Source organism: Aeromicrobium sp. P5_D10 (assembly GCF_054049535.1).
Genome location: NZ_JBFUME010000010.1, coordinates 105,918 through 124,433 on the forward strand (window position 1 = coordinate 105,918; position 18,516 = coordinate 124,433).

Genomic DNA, 18,516 nt, shown 5'->3' on the forward strand with positions numbered 1-18,516 from the left:
GTATCCATGCCCCACTTCACCGCGCGACCGGTACGCGCGCTGTTCGTCGGCGCCGTCGTCGCAATCCTCGTGGCCATCACGGCCACCAGCATCGCGACGTCCGGCGCGGCGAATGCGGTCGACAACGGCAAGGGATACGCCGGATTCTGCAAGAGCGACAAAGGCGTGACAGTTGTCGTCGACTTCCAGGGCCTCGGGGGCAAGACGCTCGTCCGGTGCAATCCATCGGGCACCCGCGGCACGGGCCTCGATGCGCTCAAGAACGCCGGGTTCCAGATTTCCGGCGTCCAGCGCTGGGGCGAATCGTTCATCTGTCGAGTCGAGAACCGACCGTCGGCGATCGAGAAGCTGGCCATCAAGGGCAACGAGGGATACCGCGAGGCCTGTATCGACACCCCGCCCGCATCGGCGTACTGGTCGTACTGGCACGCGGGCAACAACTGCGCCTGGAAGTACAGCCAATGGGGCGTCAAGAATCGCGACTACGTCCAAGGAGGCTTCGAGGGCTGGTCATTTTCTTTGAACGCCACGGCCGAGACGAATCCACTCCCGCGTATCGCCGCGGTCCGCCCCGGCACCAAGGGCGGCCAGTGCGTCGAGCCTGAAGAACACGCGCCGACGACGAACGACCCGAACGAGCGCCAACCAGGATCCACCGCCGACAACGGCTACAAGCCTGAGGAGAAGTACGGCCAGGACGGTCGCACCAGCGACGATCCCAACGATCCCGACAACGACAAGAACTCCACTGACGACAAGGGCCTCCCAGCTCCGGAGCCGCGTCAGACGACCAAGGAGAACGTCGTCGCCGATCCGGCCGACAATGTCACGTTCAGCGGCGGCGAGGACGCACCGGACGTCAACGAGGTCATCAAGAAGCAGGCCAACGCCAGCGATATGGCCCCGTTCATCGCAGTGGGCCTCATGCTGGTCCTGGGTGTGCTGGCATGGCTCGTCGCACGTCGTCGACGCCGCGTCAGGCTCGACTTGTGACCTCCATGGCAACTCGTTGGCTGCCGGTCCGACTTGTGAGCACCTACTACTTGCCGCGTGACCTGCACCCGGGCGCTTGGTGGGTCTGGGCGCTCGGCATCGCCACGGCGGCAAGTCGCACGACCAATCCGTGGTTGCTCGGCACGATGCTCGCTGTCGTCATCTTCGTCGTGATCGCCCGCCGTAGTGATGCGCCGTGGGCCATGTCGTTCAGGCTGTACCTGTACTTGGGTGCCCTCATCGTTGTCATGCGATGTGTCTTCCGGATCATTTTTGGCGGGGGAGAGGGCAGCACGATCTTGTTCACTCTGCCCGAGATCCCGTTGCCCGCCTGGGCTGCCGGAATCCGGTTGTTCGGTGCCACGTCAGCAGAGTCGCTGCTCGGCGGCTTCTACGACGGTCTGCGTCTGGCAACCATGATCATCTGTTTGGGCGCTGCCAATGCGCTGGCCAATCCGAAACGCCTGCTCAAGTCGTTGCCGTCGGCCCTGTACGAGGTCGGCACCGCGATCGTCGTTGCGCTGTCGGTGTTCCCGCAACTCGCCGAGAGTACTCTGCGCGTCAATCGCGCCCGCAAGCTCCGAGGCAACACCTCCACCGGCAAGCGCGCCCTCAAATCGATCATCATCCCGGTTCTCGAGGATGCCCTTGACCGTTCGCTCCAGCTCGCCTCGTCGATGGACTCGCGCGGATACGGGCGCTCCGGTGAGGCGACTCCCCGTCAGCGGGCCCTCACCGGTACCTGCATGGTCGTCGGTCTGATCGGCCTGTGCGTCGGCATCTACGGCACGCTCGACGGCACCACACCCGGCTACCTCGGCGGACCGATGCTCGTGATCGGAATCGCGTTCGCCTTCGCCGGATTCAGTTTCGCGGGCCGTCGTGTCGAACGTTCCCGCTACCGTCCTGACAGGTGGCAGCTTGCGGAGGTCATCACGGCTGTCTCAGGTGTGAGCGTTGCAGTGGTGATGTTGGTGTCCACGCGGATCGACCCGACAGCGTTGAACCCATCGCTCATCACGGTGTCCTGGCCGCTGCTCGCGTGGGGGCCGTTGCTCGCGGTGTGCATCGGGTTGGTACCTGCCTTCCTGTCACCGCCGCCGATCCCTCCGTTCGCCGACCTCATCGATGAGGCAGACGATTCCTTCCACGATCCGAGCTTGTCGGCGTCCGCCGATCGCGAGTTCGAGAAGGCAGCACGATGATCCAGCTCGAGGACGTCAGCTTTTGGTACCACGGTCAGGCGGACCCGACTTTGGACCGCGTCAACCTCACGATCCCCGAGGGAGAGCTCGCGCTGCTGGTCGGCCACACCGGCGCGGGCAAGTCGACGTTGCTCGGCACGCTCAACGGGCTGGTCCCGCACTTCACGGGCGGACACCTGGAAGGAACCGTCACGGTGGCGGGCATCAATACGGCCTCGCGTCCGCCCCGCGAATTCGCCCACGTCGTCGGCATGGTCGGCCAGGACCCGCTCGCCGGATTCGTCACCGACACGGTCGAGGACGAGCTCGCCTACGGCATGGAACAGCTCGGGCTCAAGGCCGATGTGATGCGTCGCCGGGTCGAGGAGACGCTTGACCTGCTCGGTATCGCCAATCTGCGGCGACGTGCGCTCCGCACGCTGTCCGGCGGGCAGCAGCAGCGCGTCGCGATCGGCTCGGTCCTCACGATGCACCCGCGCGTCATCGTCCTGGACGAACCGACATCGGCTCTCGATCCGACCGCAGCCGAAGACGTCCTCGCGACGCTTGCCCGCTTGGTCGAGGACCTCGGGACGACGGTCCTGCTCGCCGAGCACCGGATGGAACGGGTCATCCCTTTCGCGGACCTGCTGATCCAGGTGGACGGCGACGGAGTCGTGACCAGCGGCGATCCCGCGACGATGCTGAAGACGACGCCGATCGCGCCGCCCATTGTCGAGCTGGGTCGTGCCGTCGGCTGGGACCCGCTGCCGCTGTCGGTGCGGGACGCCCGGCGGCGCTCAACTGCGCTGCGTGAACGTATCGCTTCCGTCGCGCCCGTCACACCTGTCGTCGCGGAGGGCAAGTCGTTGTTGGTGGCTGAGTCCGTCGTCGTCCGGTACGGCCCCAAGGTCGCCGTCCGCGGTGTCGACCTCACCCTCCGGGCAGGGGAGGTGCTGGCGATGATGGGCCGCAACGGGTCCGGGAAGTCATCGTTGTTGTGGGGCCTGCAGGGTTCGGGTCCCCGACAGGGCGGAACCGTCGACGTCGGCGGCGTCGACCCGAGGACGCTCAAGAGCAGCGAGGCGCGAGCGCACGTCGGTCTCGTCCCGCAGACTGCGAGTGATCTGCTGTACCTGGAGTCGGTCGACGCCGAGTGCGAGACCGGCGACCTTGAGTCCGGCGCCGAGCCCGGGACTTGTCGTGCGCTGCTCGATCGCCTCGCACCTGGAATCGACGGCACCAAGCATCCACGGGACCTCTCTGAGGGACAGCGTCTGTCTCTGGTGCTCGCGGTCCAATTGGCGGCAGCGCCGTCGGTCATGTTCCTCGACGAACCCACGCGTGGCCTCGACTACACCGCCAAGCGCAAGCTCGCCGACATCGTGCGCACTCTGGCGGACGAGGGGCGCGCGCTGGTTGTCGCCACACACGACGTCGAGTTCGTCGCCACTGTCGCCGACCAGGCGCTCGTCATGGCCGAGGGAGAGATCGTCTCCTCGGGCGCGACTCGCGATGTGCTCGGCGGTTCGCCCGCATTCGCTCCACAGGTCGCCAAGATTCTCGGAGAACAGTGGCTCACGGTCGCTGAAGTGAAGGACGCCATGACGAAGGAGCGGGTCCGATGACCGACGTGGCGGATGAGGCAGCGGCGCGACCACGGCGACAGATCCAGTGGGGCCGCGCCGACCAGGCCGTGCGCGTCGGACCGCGCTCCGCACTGGTGTTGACGATCGCCTCGATCGGCGGCCTGCTCATGTTCTTGTGGCCGCTGCTCGTGAAGGTCGAACCCTCCTCGATGCAGCACGGGGTGGACGCGCCGTTCATCTTCTTCGCGATCCTTCCGGTGCTGATCGTGGTCGTGCTGGCAGAGCTGTCCGAGGGCGGTATGGATTCGAAGGCATTGGCGATGCTCGGCGTGCTGTCTGCGGTGAACGCGGCTCTCCGCCCGCTCGGAGCAGGAACCGCAGGTATCGAGACAGTTTTCTTCGTTCTCGTTCTAGCCGGCCGAGTCTTCGGCGCCGGCTTCGGCTTCGTCCTCGGTTGCACCTCCTTGTTCGCCTCAGCACTGCTCACCGCCGGGGTCGGTCCGTGGCTTCCGTTCCAGATGATGGCGTCGGCGTGGATCGGGATGGGCGCCGGGCTGCTACCGCGCAAAGTGACCGGCAAAGCTGAGATCCTGATGCTCGTGGCCTACGGAATCGTTGTCGCGTACGGCTTCGGCTTCATCATGAATCTCTGGTTCTGGCCGTTCATCACGGGTGCGGAGGTCTACTACCACGCAGGTTCGATCTCGTACGTCGCCGGAGATCCGATCGGTGAGAATCTCCACCGGTTCGTGGTGTTCACGCTGCTCACCTCGACCGCCGGATGGGACACAGGTCGTGCCATCACCAACACGCTCGCATTGCTGATTGTGGGTCCGGCGGTCCTGGCCACCCTGCGGCGGGCTTCGCGCAAGGCGTCCTACGGGATCGTCGGCACGTTCGGGTCGAGGCAGAAGGAGGGCTCGGATGAGTAGAGGTTCGATCGCGCTTCTCATCGCGATGGTGTGCGGCATACTCCTGCCGATATTCGGTTTCGGAGCGGCATCTGCTGCGGTGTGCCTGAACAGCCGAGGAGTCACGGTCGTCGTCGACACCGGCAGCGGTGACCCATCGTCTTCGTGCGTCCCCGAAGGTGCGGGCCTACCCGCCAGCGAGGTGTTCGCGAACGCCGAGGCGGCGACGCATCATTCCCAGCAGGAGTGGTCGCTGTGGACCTCTGACGGAACGGGGACCTGGACCCGGCGCACCGAGTCGCCTGACGACGTGACAGTTTCCGACGGCGGATTTGTCGCTTGGCGGAAGAACTCCGACGAGGCCGTCGCCGAACCGCGGGTCGCCCCTCGGCCACTGACCGAGGCAGAACGCCAGGTCGCCACCAAACCACCTGGGACCGGTGCCTACCGAGAAGGTGATGCGCTTTCCGAGGTCGTGGTCGTCGTGATGGTCGTCGTCGGAGTCTTGGGTCTGCTCGTCGCGGGGGTGTGGATCCTGCACCGGCGGGAGAGCCGAACGGGTTAGCGTGCTCTGACCTGCGGACCAACTGACGCATTTTGCTGCCATAGCAGCAGTGATCGGTCAGAATCAGATCCATGATCACACTTCGACGCACATTGGCTGTCGGCGGAATCGCCGCGGTCCTGGTAGGAATGCTCAGCGCCCCTGCGCAAGCTCAAGCCACCCGTACCTGGGTGTCCGGTGTCGGTGACGATGCCAACCCGTGCTCGCGCACGGCTCCCTGTAAGACCTTCGCCGGTGCCATCAGCAAGACCGCCGCCGGCGGCGTCATCAACGCGATCGACTCCGGCGGCTTCGGCGGCGTCACGATCACCAAGGGCATCACGATCGACGGTGGTGGCAACACCGTCTCCTCGCTGGTCTCGGCTACCCATGGCATCGTCATCAACGCTCCGGCGACCAGCGATGTCGTGCTGCGCAATATCGACATCACCGGGGTCGACTCCGCCCCCGAGGGCTGCACCTCTTTGAGCGGTGTGCGGATCCTCGGTGCGCGGTCGGTACGGATCGACCATGTCGCGATCTCGGGCTTCAAGCAGGCGATCGAGGCGCCGTTGTCGACCAGCTCGCCCGACATCTTCGTCGACATGGCGTTCAACGACCTCGACATCGCGAACAACTGCTCGTACGGCGTGCGGTTGGCTCCCGAAGCAGGACACCATGGTCGCGCCACGATCGACGGTACGACCATCACGGGTTCGAATATCGCGCTGAGTGTCGCTGCGGGTGCTGAGGCCTGGGTCAGCAATTCGAGGTTCTACCTGAACAATCTCGGAGTCCAGCGCACAGGCGGAGCGCGGGCCCACTCGCTGTGCAATAACTCGATCGCCGGAAATGCCACCGTCAGCACGTTCACCGATGATTGGCGATGTGCCGGAGTCGCACCTCCGGTCCCTGCGCCGGTCAAGTACTGTGCGGTGCCCAAACTCAAGGGCAAGACCGTCACGCAGGCTCGGTCATCGCTCAAGAAGGCCGGATGCAAGCTCGGCAAGGTCAGCAAGCAGAAGTCGTCGAAGTCCAAGCGAAAGAAGGTCCTGAGTCAGAACATCCCGGCCAAGGTCCAGGTCAAGCGCGGGACGTCTGTCACGATCAAGATCGGCAAGTAACAGCCGCCAGACCGCGAACACGCTGGCCACCGGCGGGGCCGATAGGCTCATCCGGTGAGCCTTGCTGTGCGTGTCATCCCATGTCTGGACGTCGATAATGGTCGGGTCGTCAAGGGCGTCAACTTCGTCGACCTGCGCGACGCCGGAGACCCTGTCGAGATGGCGAAGGTCTACGACGCCGAAGGCGCCGATGAACTGACCTTCCTCGACATCACTGCGTCCTCCGACAGCCGCAGCACGACATTCGACGTCGTGGGCCGCACGGCCGACCAGGTCTTTATCCCGCTGACCGTCGGCGGAGGAGTGCGCACTGTCGACGACGTCGACCGATTGCTGCGGGCCGGCGCCGACAAGGTGGGTATCAACACCGCTGCGATCAATCGGCCCGAAGTCATCGCCGAGATCACCCAGCGATTCGGCAGCCAGGTACTGGTGCTGAGCGTCGACGCCCGCCGCAGCAGCGAACAGCCGAGCGGCTTCGAAGTCACGACCCACGGTGGGCGGCAATCGGCGGGCCTCGACGCGGTCGAATGGGCCAGACAGGCCACTGAATTGGGCGTTGGCGAGGTGCTGCTCAACTCCATGGACGCCGACGGAACCAAAGACGGCTTCGATCTGGAAATGATTCGGGCGGTCCGTGACGTTACACAAGTGCCACTGATCGCCAGTGGCGGTGCCGGACGGCTGGAGCATTTCCCCGCAGCCATCGATGCCGGTGCCGACGCCGTACTCGCCGCGAGTGTTTTCCACTTCGGCGATCTGACCATCGGACAGGTGAAAGAGACCTTGCGAGCTGCTGGACACCGTGTCCGTTAGCGACACTGAAACCGACCCCGAAGAGCTGATGTCTCGAGACCTCGGCGCCGCCCGGACCGACCAGATCACCAGGCGTGGCTTCACACTGCTCGGACGCGGGATCAGAGAGCAGCGGTTCCTGTTCTGGATCTCAGTGATCGGCAGTGTGCTGTTCGGTTTCATGACCGTCGCGGATGCCCGGGTGTTGGGCTGGGCGACCGATCACGTCATCCGACCCTCGTTCGAGGCCGGTGACGTGACCGAGGGCGCGCTCATCGCCGCGATCGCACTGTTCATGGCAGTCGCGATCCTGCGGGCTTTGGGCATCGTCGCGCGCCGGCTCATCGGCGGAATCGTCTACTACCGGCTCGTCGCTGACTATCGCCGCAAGGTCACCCGCAAGTACCTCGCCCTGCCGATGTCGTGGCATCACCGCCATCCGACCGGACAGCTGCTGTCGAATGCCAACGCCGACGTCGAGGGTGCCTGGTCGGTCTTCATGCCGCTGCCCATGGCGATCGGCGTCATCGCGATGCTCGTCGCCGCGATCTTCGAGATGGTGCGCGCCGACCTGGTGCTGACGCTGGTCGGCCTGGTGGTCTTCCCGGCGCTGTTCATCATCAACGTGTTCTACCAAAGGTGGCTGTCGCCGCGAGTCGCCCATGCCCAGTCACTGCGGGGCTCGGTCAGCGCCGTAGCACACGAGTCGTTCGACGGCGCGCTCGTCGTCAAATCACTCGGACGCGAGACCGATGAGACCGATCGATTCCGCGACGTCTCACATGAACTGCGCGATGCCAATATCGCGGTCGGCCGGATCCGCAGCATGTTCGATCCGCTGCTCGAGGCGCTGCCCAATATCGGCATCCTGCTGGTTGTGATCCTGGGCGTCGGCCGGGTCGCCAGCGGTGCCGCCGATCCCGGCGATGTCGTCTCGGTGGCCTACCTGTTCACGGTGGTCGCGTTCCCGGTGCGGGCGATCGGCTGGGTACTCGGCGAGCTGCCCCGCAGTGTCGTCAGCTGGGAGCGGGTCGACTCCGTGCTGCAGGAGCAGGGCTCGATGCCGTACGGCACGGCCTCGCTGCCCGGATCCGGTCCGGTGTCGCTGGACGTCGATGATGTGACGTTCGGCTTCGCCGACTCCGATCGCGATGTGCTGCGGCACATCGACCTCGAGATCCAGCCGGGCAAGGTCGTCGCGGTCGTCGGCGCGACGGGCAGCGGCAAGAGCACGCTGACCTCGCTGTTGACCAGGCTCGTCGACCCACGTGGTGGCGCGATTCTGGTCGACGGGATGGATATCCGCGACCTGAGTCACGACGAACTCGCCAAGGCCATCGCGGTCGTGCCGCAAGGCACCTTCTTGTTCGACGACAGCGTCCGCGAGAACGTCACCCTCGGAGGCGACTTCTCCGACGACGAGGTCTGGGCAGCATTGCGCACCGTCCAGGCGGCCGACTTCGTGGCGTCCTTGCCACGCGGACTCGACTCCGAACTGGGGGAGCGGGGCACGACGCTGTCCGGCGGTCAGCGTCAGCGACTGTCATTGGCCAGAGCTTTGGTCAGGCACCCTCGCCTCCTGGTCATGGACGATGCCACGAGCGCGGTCGATCCCGAAGTCGAACAGCGCATTCTCAAGGCACTTGCAGCCCACACCGCGGACGACGAGGGTCCGACCGTCCTGGTCGTGGCCTACCGCAAGGCCACGATCGCCTTGGCCGACGAGGTGGTCTTCCTCGACGAGGGTGTCATCGCGGCTCGCGGAAGTCACGACGAACTCGTCGCGGCATCCACCGCGTACCGCGACCTCGTCAATGCGTACGACCAGGCCCGGGAGGAGCTGTCATGACCACGGAACAGCCCGCCGTCCGCCAGACCGGGACCCAGATCATCCGTCGTGGGCTGGCCCTGTCACCGGCGATCAAGGACGGCCTCGGTCTGACGATCCTGTTGGCGGTGCTCAGCACAGTTGGCGGATCGGTCATCCCGATCCTGATCCAGAAGACCGTCGACTCGGGCTTGAGCGAGGGCGATTCCAGCGTCAGCGATATCAGCGGCTTCCTGCTGATCGCGGCGGTGCTGATCCTCGCAACCGGGGGCATCGCGTACTGGATGCGCATCCGTCTGTTCATCGCGAGCGAGACGGGCCTCGCGCAGATGCGGGTCGACGCCTTCCGTCACGTGCACGATCTGTCGATGCTGACCCAGAATGCCGAACGCCGCGGGGTCCTGGTGTCGCGGGTGACCTCCGACATCGACCAGGTCTCGCAGTTCCTGCAGTTCACCGGGATCCAGATCGTCGTCAGCCTGGGCCAGATCCTGGTCGCGACGGTCATCATGGCCTTCTACTCGTGGCAGCTGACGATCGTCGTGCTGATCTGTTTCCTACCTTTGGGGCTCAGCCTCAAGTGGTTTGCCAAGCGACTCAGCGATGCCTACGACATCGTGCGTCGGACGGTCGGCGAGATGATCGCGGTCATCGCCGAGCCCGTTGTCGGTGCCTCGGTCGTGCGCGCGTACGCGATCGAACGCCGCACCCAAGAACGTGTCGACGCCGGCATCAACGGCAACCTCGACGCCAACGTCAAGGCGCAAAAGCTCGTTGCCGTGACGTTCGCGTCCTCGGGCGTGGCGGGCGGTCTGGCCAATGGTGCAGTGCTGGCGTTCGGTGTCATCTTGGGTGTGGCCGGTGACCTGTCGATGGGCACCGTCATCGCCTTCGCCTTCCTGGTCGGACTGTTCGTGGGCCCCGTGCAGACCGCGACCCAGGTGTTGACCGATGCGCAGAACGCGATCGCATCATGGCGCCGGGTCATCGACCTGCTCGACACACCGGCCGACGTCGTCGATCCGGGGGCATCGGGTGTGTCGCTACCCGATGAGACCTTGGGTGCCCGGTTCGAAGACGTCACCTTCGCCTACCCCGACGGCCCCGATGTCCTGACCGACATCAACGTCGAGATCGCTCCACAGCAGCGGGTCGCGGTCGTCGGCGAAACGGGGTCAGGCAAGACGACGTTCGCCAAGCTCCTGACCCGGCTGATGGACCCGACGGCAGGCGTCGTCCGACTGGGGACGACCGACATCCGAACCGTCTCGTTCGCCGACCTTCGGCAACACGTGCTGATGGTGCCCCAGGAGGGCTTCCTGTTCGATGCGACATTGCGCGCCAATCTGCTGTACGGACGCAAGGACGCGACCGACCGCGATCTGTTGCGGGTCGTCGAAGACCTCGAACTCGACGACTGGTTCGCATCCCTGCCCAACGGACTCGATTCCGAGGTCGGTCAGCGCGGCGAATCGCTGTCGGCCGGTGAACGTCAGCTGGTCGCGCTGATCCGTTCGGCCTTGGCCGATCCGGAGTTCATCGTGCTCGACGAGGCGACGAGCGCGGTCGATCCGCAGACCGAGCTGCGCGCGACCCGCGCACTCGACAAGCTGCTCGATGGACGATCGAGTGTCACGATCGCGCACCGGCTCTCGACCGCTGAGAACGCTGACCGCATTCTCGTATTCGATGCCGGCCGCATCGTCGAGGACGGCACGCATGCCGAGCTCGTCCAACGCGAAGGGGTCTATGCCCGGCTGCACGCGAGCTGGGTCGCCCAGGCCTCTTTGATGGGTTCACATACCGACGTTGCGGTGGCTCCGTCGGGCTCGGGCAGCGCCTGAGACACTTGTCCTCGTGACCTCTCTCGATCCCGCCATCGCCGCTCGTCTCAAGCGTGACGCAGACGGCCTCGTGCCGGCTGTCATCCAGGACGCCCAGAGCCGCGACGTGCTCATGGTCGGCTGGATGGACGACGAGGCGCTGCACCGTACGCTCACGACCGGCCGTGGAACGTACTGGAGCCGTAGCCGGCAGGCGTACTGGGTCAAGGGCGAGACGTCCGGTCACGTCCAGGCCGTGCGCGAGGTCCGACTCGATTGTGACGGTGACACCCTGCTCGTCCTGGTCGACCAGACGGGACCGGCTTGCCACACGGGCGATCAGACCTGCTTCGACGCGGACCAGTTGCTGTGAACGCCCGTCGGCTCTATGGGCCGGTCGTGCTCGCGACGCTCGCCACGGGTGGGCTGGGTTTCTGGGCCGCATCTCGTCCATGGGCCAAGACCGTCCTGTCATCGGACGGCTTGGCGCCGACGGATCTGAAAGTCTCTGGGGCAGATGTCGAGCCGCTCGTCTCGGCGCTCGCGCTGGTCGTCGTCACGGCTGCGCTGGCGCTGCTGGCGGCCGGTCCGCGACTGCGCCAGTGCGTGGGCGTGCTGACCATGATCGTCGGCGTGATCGGCATCGTGGTCGCCCCTCGTCCGGGCAGTGGGGGCGTTCGACGTGCCGTGGCGTCGGCGGCGGAGGAATCGCCGGCGTTCACCGGACCCGATTCGATCGGGGACATCTCGTCCACACCGTGGTACTTCCTCGCGGTCATCGCATTTTTGTTCGCGGTGTTGCTGGGGGCGGCGATGGTGCGCTGGGCACGCGCTTGGCCGACGATGAGCAGCCGGTACGACGCACCGGGTGCACAACCCAAGCGAACCGAAGTGATCTCGGAGGCCGACATGTGGAAGGCGATGGACGAGGGCACCGATCCCACCCAGTAGTCTGGGGCCCAGTTACGCCACAACGAGGAGAATCAATACTCATGCACGGATCATCGCCAGCTGCTTGGACCGCCGTCATCTTGTGCCTTGTCGGCATCACGATCGGTGGCGTTGCGCTGATTCCGGATCCCAACTGGCTGCTGTTCACGATAGGCTCGGTCCTCGCTGTGGGCGCGGGACCCGTCGGCTGGATCATGGCGGCCGCCGGACTCGGCGTCGACCGCGCAGAGCACTGAGCTTTTCAGCGCGCTGAGTTCCATCTTTTCGTTGTACGCCTGACTCCCAAGGGGATTCGAAATGTCCGATCAGCCGCAGTATCCGAGCTACCCGGGTGATGACAGCTCCGGGGGAGTCCCGCCGGGCTATCAGCCCCCTCCCGGTTACCAGTCGCCTCCGCCGGGTTATCAGCCCCCGCCGCCGGGTTATCAGCCGCCGCCTCCGGGTTACGGTCAGGCACCGCCTGCGTACGGCCAGGCTCCCGCCGGCTACGGGCAAGTCGCTCCCAACTACGCGAGCTGGGGCTCGCGCGTCGGTGCTGCCCTGCTCGACGGATTGATCGCCTTCGGCATCTTCCTGATACCGCTGATCGTCGGATTCGTCATCATGCTCCAGAATGCCGAGGTCAACGAGGTCACCGATGAACTCACGGGTGTCGAGCCGCTCGGCGTCATCATTCTGATCCTGACCGGCATCGGCTACTTCGCCTTCGACATCTGGAACCGCGGCATCCGAGTCGGCACAACCGGCCAGAGCCTCGGCAAGAAGGTCGTCGGCATCAGTGTCGTCAAAGCCGAGACGGGGGCCTTCTTGGGTGGCGGCGGAGGCTTCCTGCGCTGGCTGGTCGCGACGGTCTTCAGCGGCATTTCCTGCCTCGGCCTGATCGACGTCCTCTGGCCGCTGTGGGACGACCGTAAGCAGACCCTGCACGACAAGGTCGTCTCATCGGTCGCCCTCCGCGTCTGAGCATTGTGCAGGTAAGAGCCGTGCAACCGGCCGCATTCCGCGCTCCGGCGTTGGTGGGTGCGGCCGGTTTCGGGGCTCTGGCGGTGTTGCATCTGCGTGATCCGCACGTCTCGGGCGCCTACGGCTTGTGCCCGTTCCTCGCGGTGACCGGTCAGCCCTGTCCAGCCTGCGGCGGCCTGCGGGCCGTCAACGATCTTGCCCGTGGTGATGTCGTTTCAGCGCTCAGCAGCAATCTGCTGGCCGTGGCCCTGGTCGTGGTGCTCGCGGTCGCCTGGGTGCTGTGGATCGTACGACGGGCGCAAGGCACTCGTGACCGGATGATCGTCCTGGACGGCCGCACGGGCTTGGTCGTCTTGGCGCTGATCGTGGTCTTCGGCATCGCGCGAGTGACGCCGTGGGGTTCGTGGCTCGCGCCGTGAACCGGTCAGCCGGACCATTCCGACAGCAAAAATGACACGAGCCCGGTCAACAGCGCCGCGCCGCCGATGATCAAGCCGATCACGGCAACCTCGTCGCCGGTCAGTTCACCCCGGGATGCGGCTATTTCGCGGCGAGCGTGCACGCCGGTCGTGATCGCCGGGACACCGAGCACCAGACAGCCGAACGGGAAGAAGAACAGGCACGCGAACGCACCGACACCGAGGGCGACGCTGTAGGCCGCGAACCGATGCGGCGCAGGAGAATCTGCTCCCGGAGATTCGGTGTCATCGGCCATGGCGACAGCCTAGTCATCTCACCGAACTGCAGCCCCCGAACCGCTCAGAGCGTCACGGGGTTACTCTTTGCAGGCAGGCTATCGAAGGTACCGAGGAGGGGCCATGTCAGTTCTGGACGAGATCTTGGCCGGCGCGGCTGAGGACCTTGAAGCCCGGATGGCCAAGACGTCACTCGATGATCTCAAGGCTCAAGCGGCCCGGCAGCACCCGGCGCTCGACCCCATGCCGGCCTTTCGGGCCGATGGAGTGTCGGTTATCGCCGAGGTCAAGCGATCCAGCCCCAGCAAGGGCGAACTCGCCACGATCAAAGATCCTGCGGCACTCGCAGCCGACTACGAGGCCGGTGGCGCCGCCGCGATCAGCGTCCTGACCGAGGAACGTCGCTTCGGCGGAACGTTGGACGATCTGCGCGCCGTGCGCGGGACCGTCGACATCCCGGTCCTGCGCAAGGACTTCATCACGACCTCGTACCAACTCTGGGAAGCCCGAGCGGCCGGCGCCGACATGGCGCTGCTGATCGTTGCGGCGTTGGAGCAGAACGCTCTCGAGAGCCTGATCGAACGCGCCAGGTCGATCGGTCTGACGCCTTTGGTGGAAGTGCACGATGAGGAAGAGGTTCGTCGGGCCGCCGACGCGGGAGCCGATCTGATTGGCGTCAACGCGCGCAATCTGAAGACCCTCGAAGTCGATCGCGGAACGTTCGAACGCCTCTCGCCGCTGATCCCCAACACGGCGGTCAAGGTGGCCGAGTCCGGTGTGCGGGGCCCTCACGACGTCATCGAGTACGCCAAGCTCGGCGCACATGTCGTCCTGGTCGGCGAGACCCTGGTACGTGGTGAAGATCCCCGTACCGCAGTTGCGACCCTGGTCGCGGCCGGCACGCATCCTGCTCTGCAGCATCGCTGGTAGTGGCGTCACTGCCGGTGCAGTGACGCGCCTTCGCCCGCCCTTGCCCCCCTGACACGCGCAGTGACTTCTGACGACTGAGGACCCATGACTTACGCACAACCTGACAGCACCGGCCACTTCGGCCGGTTCGGCGGCCGATTCATGCCAGAGGCACTTGTTGCCCCCTTGGATGAGCTCGACCGGGCCTGGACCGAGGCCAAGGCCGATCCGGCCTTCATGGCCGAACTCGATCGGATGCTGCGCGAATACGCCAACATTCCCAGCCCGTTGTACGAGGCGCACCGGTTCTCCGAGGCGGCGGGAGCCCGGATCCTGCTCAAGCGCGAGGACCTCAATCACACGGGCGCGCACAAGATCCGGAATGTGATCGGGCAGGCTCTGCTGGCCAAACGCATCGGCAAGCCGCGTGCGATCGCCGAGACGGGTGCCGGGCAGCACGGCGTTGCTTCAGCTACCGCATGTGCCTACCTCGACCTCGAATGCACGGTCTACATGGGCGAGGTCGACACGGAACGCCAAGCGCTCAACGTCGCCCGTATGCGGATGCTCGGCGCCGAGGTCATCTCGGTCAAGAGCGGCAGCCGCACGCTCAAGGACGCGATCAACGAGGCACTGCGTGACTGGGTCGCCAGCGTCGACACGACGTCCTACCTGTTCGGGACGGCGGCCGGTCCGCATCCGTTCCCCACGATGGTGCGCGATCTGACCCGCGGGATCGGTGACGAGGCCCGGGCTCAGGCGCTCGCGCTCGACGGCAAACTGCCCGATGCCGCTGTGGCATGTGTCGGGGGCGGCTCGAATGCGATCGGCCTGTTCACGGCATTCGTCGACGATGCCGACGTCAGACTCGTCGGCATCGAGGCCGGAGGCGACGGCGTCGAAACGGGCCGCCACGCGGCCACGATCACCGGAGGTGAGGTCGGCGTGCTGCACGGCGCCCGCTCCTTCCTGCTGCAGGACGAGGACGGCCAGACCATCGAGTCGCATTCGATCTCGGCCGGGCTCGACTATCCGGGGGTCGGCCCCGAACACTCGTATCTCGCCGATATCGGCCGGGCGCAGTACGTCCCGGCCACCGACGCCGCCGCGATGTCGGCGTTCGACTTGTTGTGCAAGACCGAAGGCATCATTCCGGCGATCGAGTCGGCGCACGCCCTGGCCGGCGCGCTGGAGCTGGCCAAGGAGCTCGGCCCTGATGCCACGATCCTGGTCAACCTCTCGGGTCGCGGCGACAAGGACGTGCATACCGCGGCGGAGTACTTCGGCCTGATCGACGAGCCTGTCGTCCTGGAACAGGGAGTCGAAGAATGAGTAACATCGACGAGCTGTTCGAGCGCACGCGCGGCGAGAATCGGGCCGCGCTGGTGGGCTATCTGCCTTCGGGATTCCCGACCAAGGAATTGTCGATCAAGGCGATCGAGGCCATGGTCGAAGGCGGCGTCGACCTCGTCGAGGTGGGCCTGCCCTACAGCGATCCGGTCATGGACGGTCCCGTCATCCAGGCAGCGGCCGAACAGGCGCTCCTCGCCGGCGCGCGAACCCACGATGTGTTCGACGTCGTCACTGCGAGCGCGGCGACCGGCGCCCCGACCGTCGTGATGACGTACTGGAATCCGGTCGAACGTTACGGCGTCGACCGGTTCGCAGCCGCCTTGGCGGCCGCCGGAGGTTCAGGCCTCATCACGCCCGACATGATCCCCGACGAGGCCGGAGAGTGGATCACGGCGTCGAACGCGCACGGGCTCGATCGCATCTTCTTGGTCGCACCGTCCTCGACCGATGAGCGGCTCCAGATGACGGTCGACGCGGCCAGCGGATTCGTCTACGCGACTGCGGTCATGGGCGTCACGGGTGCGCGCGAACAGACCAGCTCATTGGGTGAGGAGCTCGTCGCGCGGATCCGCAAGATCAGCGACAAACCCGCGGGCGTCGGGCTCGGCGTGTCGAACGGTGCCCAGGCCCACGAGATCGCCGCGTACGCCGATGCCGTGATCGTGGGGTCTGCCCTCGTACGCTGTCTGCTGGACGCACCCGATGAGTCAGCCGGACTCGACGCGATCCGCACGCTGGCGCAGGATCTGCGCGCCGGCGTCGAGAGGAGCTGACGTGCTGGCCTATATCCCGAGTCCTTCCGAGGGTGTGTGGCATCTGGGACCGCTGCCTTTGCGGGCCTATGCGCTCGGCATCATCATCGGTGCCCTCGTCGCGATCTGGGTCGGTGAGCGACGTTTCCAGGCCCGCGGCGGTCGGGCCGGTCTGATCGGTGATGTCGCGATCTGGGCCATTCCGTTCGGGATCGTCGGTGCGCGCATCTATCACGTCGTCACCGACCCGGAGCTGTACTTCGGCGACGGGAAGAATTTCACGGATGTCTTCTTGATCTGGAAGGGCGGACTCGGCATCTGGGGCGCGATCGCCGGCGGCGCTCTGGGTGCCTACATCGCGTGCAGGCGCTACGGAGTGTCGTTCTCGTCGGTCGCCGATGCGCTGGCTCCCGGACTGTTGATCGCTCAGGCGATCGGACGCCTCGGAAACTACTTCAATCAAGAACTGTTCGGCCGGCCGACCGACCTGCCATGGGGTCTGGAGATCGCGCGCGAGAACCGGCCGTTGGGATATCAGCAGTTCGAGACCTTCCACCCCACGTTCCTGTACGAACTGCTGTGGAATCTGGCTGCGGCAGCCCTGATCATCGCGATCGACCGGCGAGTCAAGCTGACCGGCGGGCGGGCATTCGCGCTCTATGCGATGCTCTACACGCTCGGGCGGGGCTGGATCGAGGCTTTGCGTATCGACACCGCGAACCACATCGGGCCGTTCAGGCTCAACGTGTGGACCTCGATCATCGTCTTCACCCTGGCACTGATCTACTTCGTCGCGACCCGAAACCGCAATCGGGACGAAGTCGAGCCTTCGACGTCAACGGCTGAGAAAGAGCCAGATCTTGGCTGATTCGGCTGAGCGGACGCCGCTGCCCGATCCCGACGAGGTCGGACACAAGCACCCCGATGTCAACGGTGGCTGGCTGCGACCGGCGGTTTTCGGTGCGATGGACGGACTCGTGTCCAACTTCGCGCTGATGATGGGCGTGGTCGGCGGCAGCAATGCCTCCGACACCAAGCCGGTCGTTCTGGCCGGATTGGCCGGGCTGGCTGCCGGCGCGTTCTCGATGGCGGCAGGGGAGTACACGTCGGTGGCGAGCCAGCGAGAGTTCGCCCTGGCGCAGGTCGAGATCGAACGAGACGAGATCTTGTTCAACAAGACCGCCGAAGAGGCCGAACTTGCGGCGTTGTTCGTCGAGAAGGGCGTCGACGAGGAACTCGCGCGCGAGATGGCGCACGAGATCCATCGTGACCCCGAGCAGGCGCTCAAGATGCACGCCCGCGAGGAATTCGGCGTCGACCCCGATGACCTGTCATCGCCGCTGTTGGCGGCCGGATCGTCGTTCATCTCCTTCGGTCTGGGTGCGCTGATCCCGTTGTTGTCGTATCTCGTCGGGATCGAGTCGGCGTGGCCGGCGATCGTCTTGTCACTGGTGGGTCTGTTCACGTGCGGCGCGATCGTGACGCGGGTGACGGCACGAACCTGGTGGTTCGGCGGCATCCGCCAGCTCGTGCTCGGTGGAGCCGCAGCCGGCCTGACGTACTTCGTCGGCGAGGCCGTCGGCGCATCTTTGGGCTGATCTGCTACTCATCAGGCTCTCTGAAGGTGTAACTTATGGTTACCTTCTGGTTCCATCGATTCGGAGATCCCCATGCCTCACACAATTCTCGTCGGCGTTGACGGCAGCGACAGCTCCCGCAGGGCAGCCGAGGCGGCTGCTTCCTTGGCCGCCAGCACGGGAGCCGCGCTGCACGTCATGATGGCCGCGGACGACAAGGAACGGGCGACCGAGCCCGAGTACCTCGGCGATGTGCGGATCCAGTCCGAGAGCGAGGTCATCGCGACCGAGATCGCCGAGTCCCTCAACGGCATCGTGCCCAATATCCACAGCGGTCCGGCGCACGGCAAGCCGGCCGAGGCGCTTGTGAGCGTGGCCAAGAACATCGGCGCCGATCTGATCGTCGTCGGCAACCGGCGGGTGCAGGGGATCGGCCGGATCCTCGGCAGCGTCGCCACAGATGTCGCACATCACGCACCATGTGATGTCTACATCGTCAAAACCGTGTAACATTGTGACGCTGTC

The 18,516-nt window shown here is 65.6% G+C and carries 21 protein-coding genes; 20 read left to right on the plus strand and 1 reads right to left on the minus strand.

The genetic code is table 11. The features are described from left to right. Nucleotides 1–6: 6 nt before the first annotated feature. From ACXJKC_RS18120 to ACXJKC_RS18185, 14 genes are all read left to right on the plus strand, one after another. Complete coding sequence (locus tag ACXJKC_RS18120) at nucleotides 7–993, plus strand: hypothetical protein (RefSeq protein ID WP_456698139.1); 987 nt, start codon at nucleotides 7–9, stop codon at nucleotides 991–993. A 5-nt stretch (nucleotides 994–998) separates the two neighbouring features. Further along, nucleotides 999–2,198 carry an energy-coupling factor transporter transmembrane component T gene (locus ACXJKC_RS18125; protein WP_456698196.1) on the plus strand — a complete coding sequence of 400 codons (1,200 nt, stop codon included), beginning with the start codon at nucleotides 999–1,001 and terminating at the stop codon, nucleotides 2,196–2,198. Then, on the plus strand, nucleotides 2,195–3,805 hold the full coding sequence (locus ACXJKC_RS18130; protein ID WP_456698140.1) for an ABC transporter ATP-binding protein: 1,611 nt from the start codon (nucleotides 2,195–2,197) through the stop codon (nucleotides 3,803–3,805). Before ACXJKC_RS18125 ends, ACXJKC_RS18130 begins: the two co-directional genes overlap by 4 nt. Beyond that, nucleotides 3,802–4,698 carry an ECF transporter S component gene (locus ACXJKC_RS18135; RefSeq protein ID WP_456698141.1) on the plus strand — a complete coding sequence of 299 codons (897 nt, stop codon included), beginning with the start codon at nucleotides 3,802–3,804 and terminating at the stop codon, nucleotides 4,696–4,698. Before ACXJKC_RS18130 ends, ACXJKC_RS18135 begins: the two co-directional genes overlap by 4 nt. Continuing rightward, on the plus strand, nucleotides 4,691–5,242 hold the full coding sequence (locus ACXJKC_RS18140) for a hypothetical protein (RefSeq protein WP_456698142.1): 552 nt from the start codon (nucleotides 4,691–4,693) through the stop codon (nucleotides 5,240–5,242). The genes ACXJKC_RS18135 and ACXJKC_RS18140 overlap by 8 nt, the downstream gene beginning before the upstream one ends. A gap of 71 nt (nucleotides 5,243–5,313) precedes the next feature. Next, nucleotides 5,314–6,345 (plus strand): PASTA domain-containing protein, encoded by a 1,032-nt coding sequence (locus ACXJKC_RS18145; protein ID WP_456698143.1) that lies wholly within the window; start codon nucleotides 5,314–5,316, stop codon nucleotides 6,343–6,345. 54 nt (nucleotides 6,346–6,399) lie between these two features. Next, the gene (gene hisF / locus ACXJKC_RS18150) at nucleotides 6,400–7,161 is read left to right on the plus strand and encodes an imidazole glycerol phosphate synthase subunit HisF (RefSeq protein WP_456698144.1); all 762 of its coding nucleotides are present in this window, start codon (nucleotides 6,400–6,402) and stop codon (nucleotides 7,159–7,161) included. After that, the gene (locus ACXJKC_RS18155) at nucleotides 7,151–8,989 is read left to right on the plus strand and encodes an ABC transporter ATP-binding protein (protein ID WP_456698145.1); all 1,839 of its coding nucleotides are present in this window, start codon (nucleotides 7,151–7,153) and stop codon (nucleotides 8,987–8,989) included. The genes hisF and ACXJKC_RS18155 overlap by 11 nt, the downstream gene beginning before the upstream one ends. Beyond that, on the plus strand, nucleotides 8,986–10,812 hold the full coding sequence (locus ACXJKC_RS18160) for an ABC transporter ATP-binding protein (RefSeq protein WP_456698146.1): 1,827 nt from the start codon (nucleotides 8,986–8,988) through the stop codon (nucleotides 10,810–10,812). Before ACXJKC_RS18155 ends, ACXJKC_RS18160 begins: the two co-directional genes overlap by 4 nt. 13 nt (nucleotides 10,813–10,825) lie before the next feature. After that, nucleotides 10,826–11,164, plus strand: coding sequence for a phosphoribosyl-AMP cyclohydrolase (gene hisI / locus ACXJKC_RS18165; RefSeq protein WP_456698147.1), 339 nt, complete (start codon nucleotides 10,826–10,828; stop codon nucleotides 11,162–11,164). Further along, nucleotides 11,161–11,742 (plus strand): Trp biosynthesis-associated membrane protein, encoded by a 582-nt coding sequence (locus ACXJKC_RS18170; protein ID WP_456698148.1) that lies wholly within the window; start codon nucleotides 11,161–11,163, stop codon nucleotides 11,740–11,742. Before hisI ends, ACXJKC_RS18170 begins: the two co-directional genes overlap by 4 nt. A gap of 41 nt (nucleotides 11,743–11,783) precedes the next feature. Continuing rightward, nucleotides 11,784–11,978 carry an HGxxPAAW family protein gene (locus ACXJKC_RS18175; RefSeq protein WP_456698149.1) on the plus strand — a complete coding sequence of 65 codons (195 nt, stop codon included), beginning with the start codon at nucleotides 11,784–11,786 and terminating at the stop codon, nucleotides 11,976–11,978. Between the two features lie 61 nt (nucleotides 11,979–12,039). Beyond that, on the plus strand, nucleotides 12,040–12,705 hold the full coding sequence (locus ACXJKC_RS18180) for an RDD family protein (protein WP_456698150.1): 666 nt from the start codon (nucleotides 12,040–12,042) through the stop codon (nucleotides 12,703–12,705). A 20-nt stretch (nucleotides 12,706–12,725) separates the two neighbouring features. Continuing rightward, nucleotides 12,726–13,124: a DUF2752 domain-containing protein gene (locus tag ACXJKC_RS18185; RefSeq protein ID WP_456698151.1), complete on the plus strand. Its 399-nt coding sequence runs from the start codon at nucleotides 12,726–12,728 to the stop codon at nucleotides 13,122–13,124. A 5-nt stretch (nucleotides 13,125–13,129) separates the two neighbouring features. Here ACXJKC_RS18185 and ACXJKC_RS18190 read toward each other — a convergent pair whose 3' ends face one another. Beyond that, the gene (locus ACXJKC_RS18190) at nucleotides 13,130–13,420 is read right to left on the minus strand and encodes a hypothetical protein (protein WP_456698152.1); all 291 of its coding nucleotides are present in this window, start codon (nucleotides 13,418–13,420) and stop codon (nucleotides 13,130–13,132) included. A 103-nt stretch (nucleotides 13,421–13,523) separates the two neighbouring features. On the opposite strand from ACXJKC_RS18190, the gene trpC reads away from it, so the two are divergent. The 6 genes from trpC to ACXJKC_RS18220 all read left to right on the plus strand — a co-directional run bounded on the left by trpC (nucleotide 13,524) and on the right by ACXJKC_RS18220 (nucleotide 18,501). After that, nucleotides 13,524–14,330: an indole-3-glycerol phosphate synthase TrpC gene (gene trpC / locus ACXJKC_RS18195; protein ID WP_456698153.1), complete on the plus strand. Its 807-nt coding sequence runs from the start codon at nucleotides 13,524–13,526 to the stop codon at nucleotides 14,328–14,330. Nucleotides 14,331–14,414: 84 nt separating this feature from the next. After that, complete coding sequence (gene trpB / locus ACXJKC_RS18200; RefSeq protein WP_456698154.1) at nucleotides 14,415–15,641, plus strand: tryptophan synthase subunit beta; 1,227 nt, start codon at nucleotides 14,415–14,417, stop codon at nucleotides 15,639–15,641. Beyond that, nucleotides 15,638–16,435: a tryptophan synthase subunit alpha gene (gene trpA / locus ACXJKC_RS18205; protein WP_456698155.1), complete on the plus strand. Its 798-nt coding sequence runs from the start codon at nucleotides 15,638–15,640 to the stop codon at nucleotides 16,433–16,435. Before trpB ends, trpA begins: the two co-directional genes overlap by 4 nt. A 1-nt stretch (nucleotide 16,436) precedes the next feature. Beyond that, entirely contained in the window at nucleotides 16,437–17,282 is an 846-nt protein-coding gene (lgt, locus tag ACXJKC_RS18210; protein ID WP_456698156.1) for a prolipoprotein diacylglyceryl transferase, read from the plus strand. Further along, a complete protein-coding gene (locus ACXJKC_RS18215) occupies nucleotides 17,275–18,012 on the plus strand; it encodes a VIT1/CCC1 transporter family protein (RefSeq protein WP_456698157.1) in 738 nt (245 codons plus the stop codon). The genes lgt and ACXJKC_RS18215 overlap by 8 nt, the downstream gene beginning before the upstream one ends. A gap of 72 nt (nucleotides 18,013–18,084) precedes the next feature. Then, entirely contained in the window at nucleotides 18,085–18,501 is a 417-nt protein-coding gene (locus ACXJKC_RS18220) for a universal stress protein (RefSeq protein ID WP_456698158.1), read from the plus strand. The last annotated feature ends 15 nt before the right edge of the window (nucleotides 18,502–18,516 follow it).

Bases quoted from the DNA above. Each gene is read 5' to 3' on its own strand.
- ACXJKC_RS18130 (WP_456698140.1), top strand. From the start codon at position 2,195: ATGATCCAGCTCGAGGACGTCAGCTTTTGGTACCACGGTCAGGCGGAC.
- ACXJKC_RS18190 (WP_456698152.1), bottom strand. From the start codon at position 13,420: ATGGCCGATGACACCGAATCTCCGGGAGCAGATTCTCCTGCGCCGCAT.
- ACXJKC_RS18220 (WP_456698158.1), top strand. From the start codon at position 18,085: ATGCCTCACACAATTCTCGTCGGCGTTGACGGCAGCGACAGCTCCCGC.
- ACXJKC_RS18120 (WP_456698139.1), top strand. From the start codon at position 7: ATGCCCCACTTCACCGCGCGACCGGTACGCGCGCTGTTCGTCGGCGCC.
- trpA (WP_456698155.1), top strand. From the start codon at position 15,638: ATGAGTAACATCGACGAGCTGTTCGAGCGCACGCGCGGCGAGAATCGG.
- ACXJKC_RS18175 (WP_456698149.1), top strand. From the start codon at position 11,784: ATGCACGGATCATCGCCAGCTGCTTGGACCGCCGTCATCTTGTGCCTT.
- trpB (WP_456698154.1), top strand. From the start codon at position 14,415: ATGACTTACGCACAACCTGACAGCACCGGCCACTTCGGCCGGTTCGGC.
- ACXJKC_RS18160 (WP_456698146.1), top strand. From the start codon at position 8,986: ATGACCACGGAACAGCCCGCCGTCCGCCAGACCGGGACCCAGATCATC.
- trpC (WP_456698153.1), top strand. From the start codon at position 13,524: ATGTCAGTTCTGGACGAGATCTTGGCCGGCGCGGCTGAGGACCTTGAA.
- ACXJKC_RS18135 (WP_456698141.1), top strand. From the start codon at position 3,802: ATGACCGACGTGGCGGATGAGGCAGCGGCGCGACCACGGCGACAGATC.
- ACXJKC_RS18180 (WP_456698150.1), top strand. From the start codon at position 12,040: ATGTCCGATCAGCCGCAGTATCCGAGCTACCCGGGTGATGACAGCTCC.
- ACXJKC_RS18140 (WP_456698142.1), top strand. From the start codon at position 4,691: ATGAGTAGAGGTTCGATCGCGCTTCTCATCGCGATGGTGTGCGGCATA.
- ACXJKC_RS18145 (WP_456698143.1), top strand. From the start codon at position 5,314: ATGATCACACTTCGACGCACATTGGCTGTCGGCGGAATCGCCGCGGTC.
- ACXJKC_RS18125 (WP_456698196.1), top strand. From the start codon at position 999: ATGGCAACTCGTTGGCTGCCGGTCCGACTTGTGAGCACCTACTACTTG.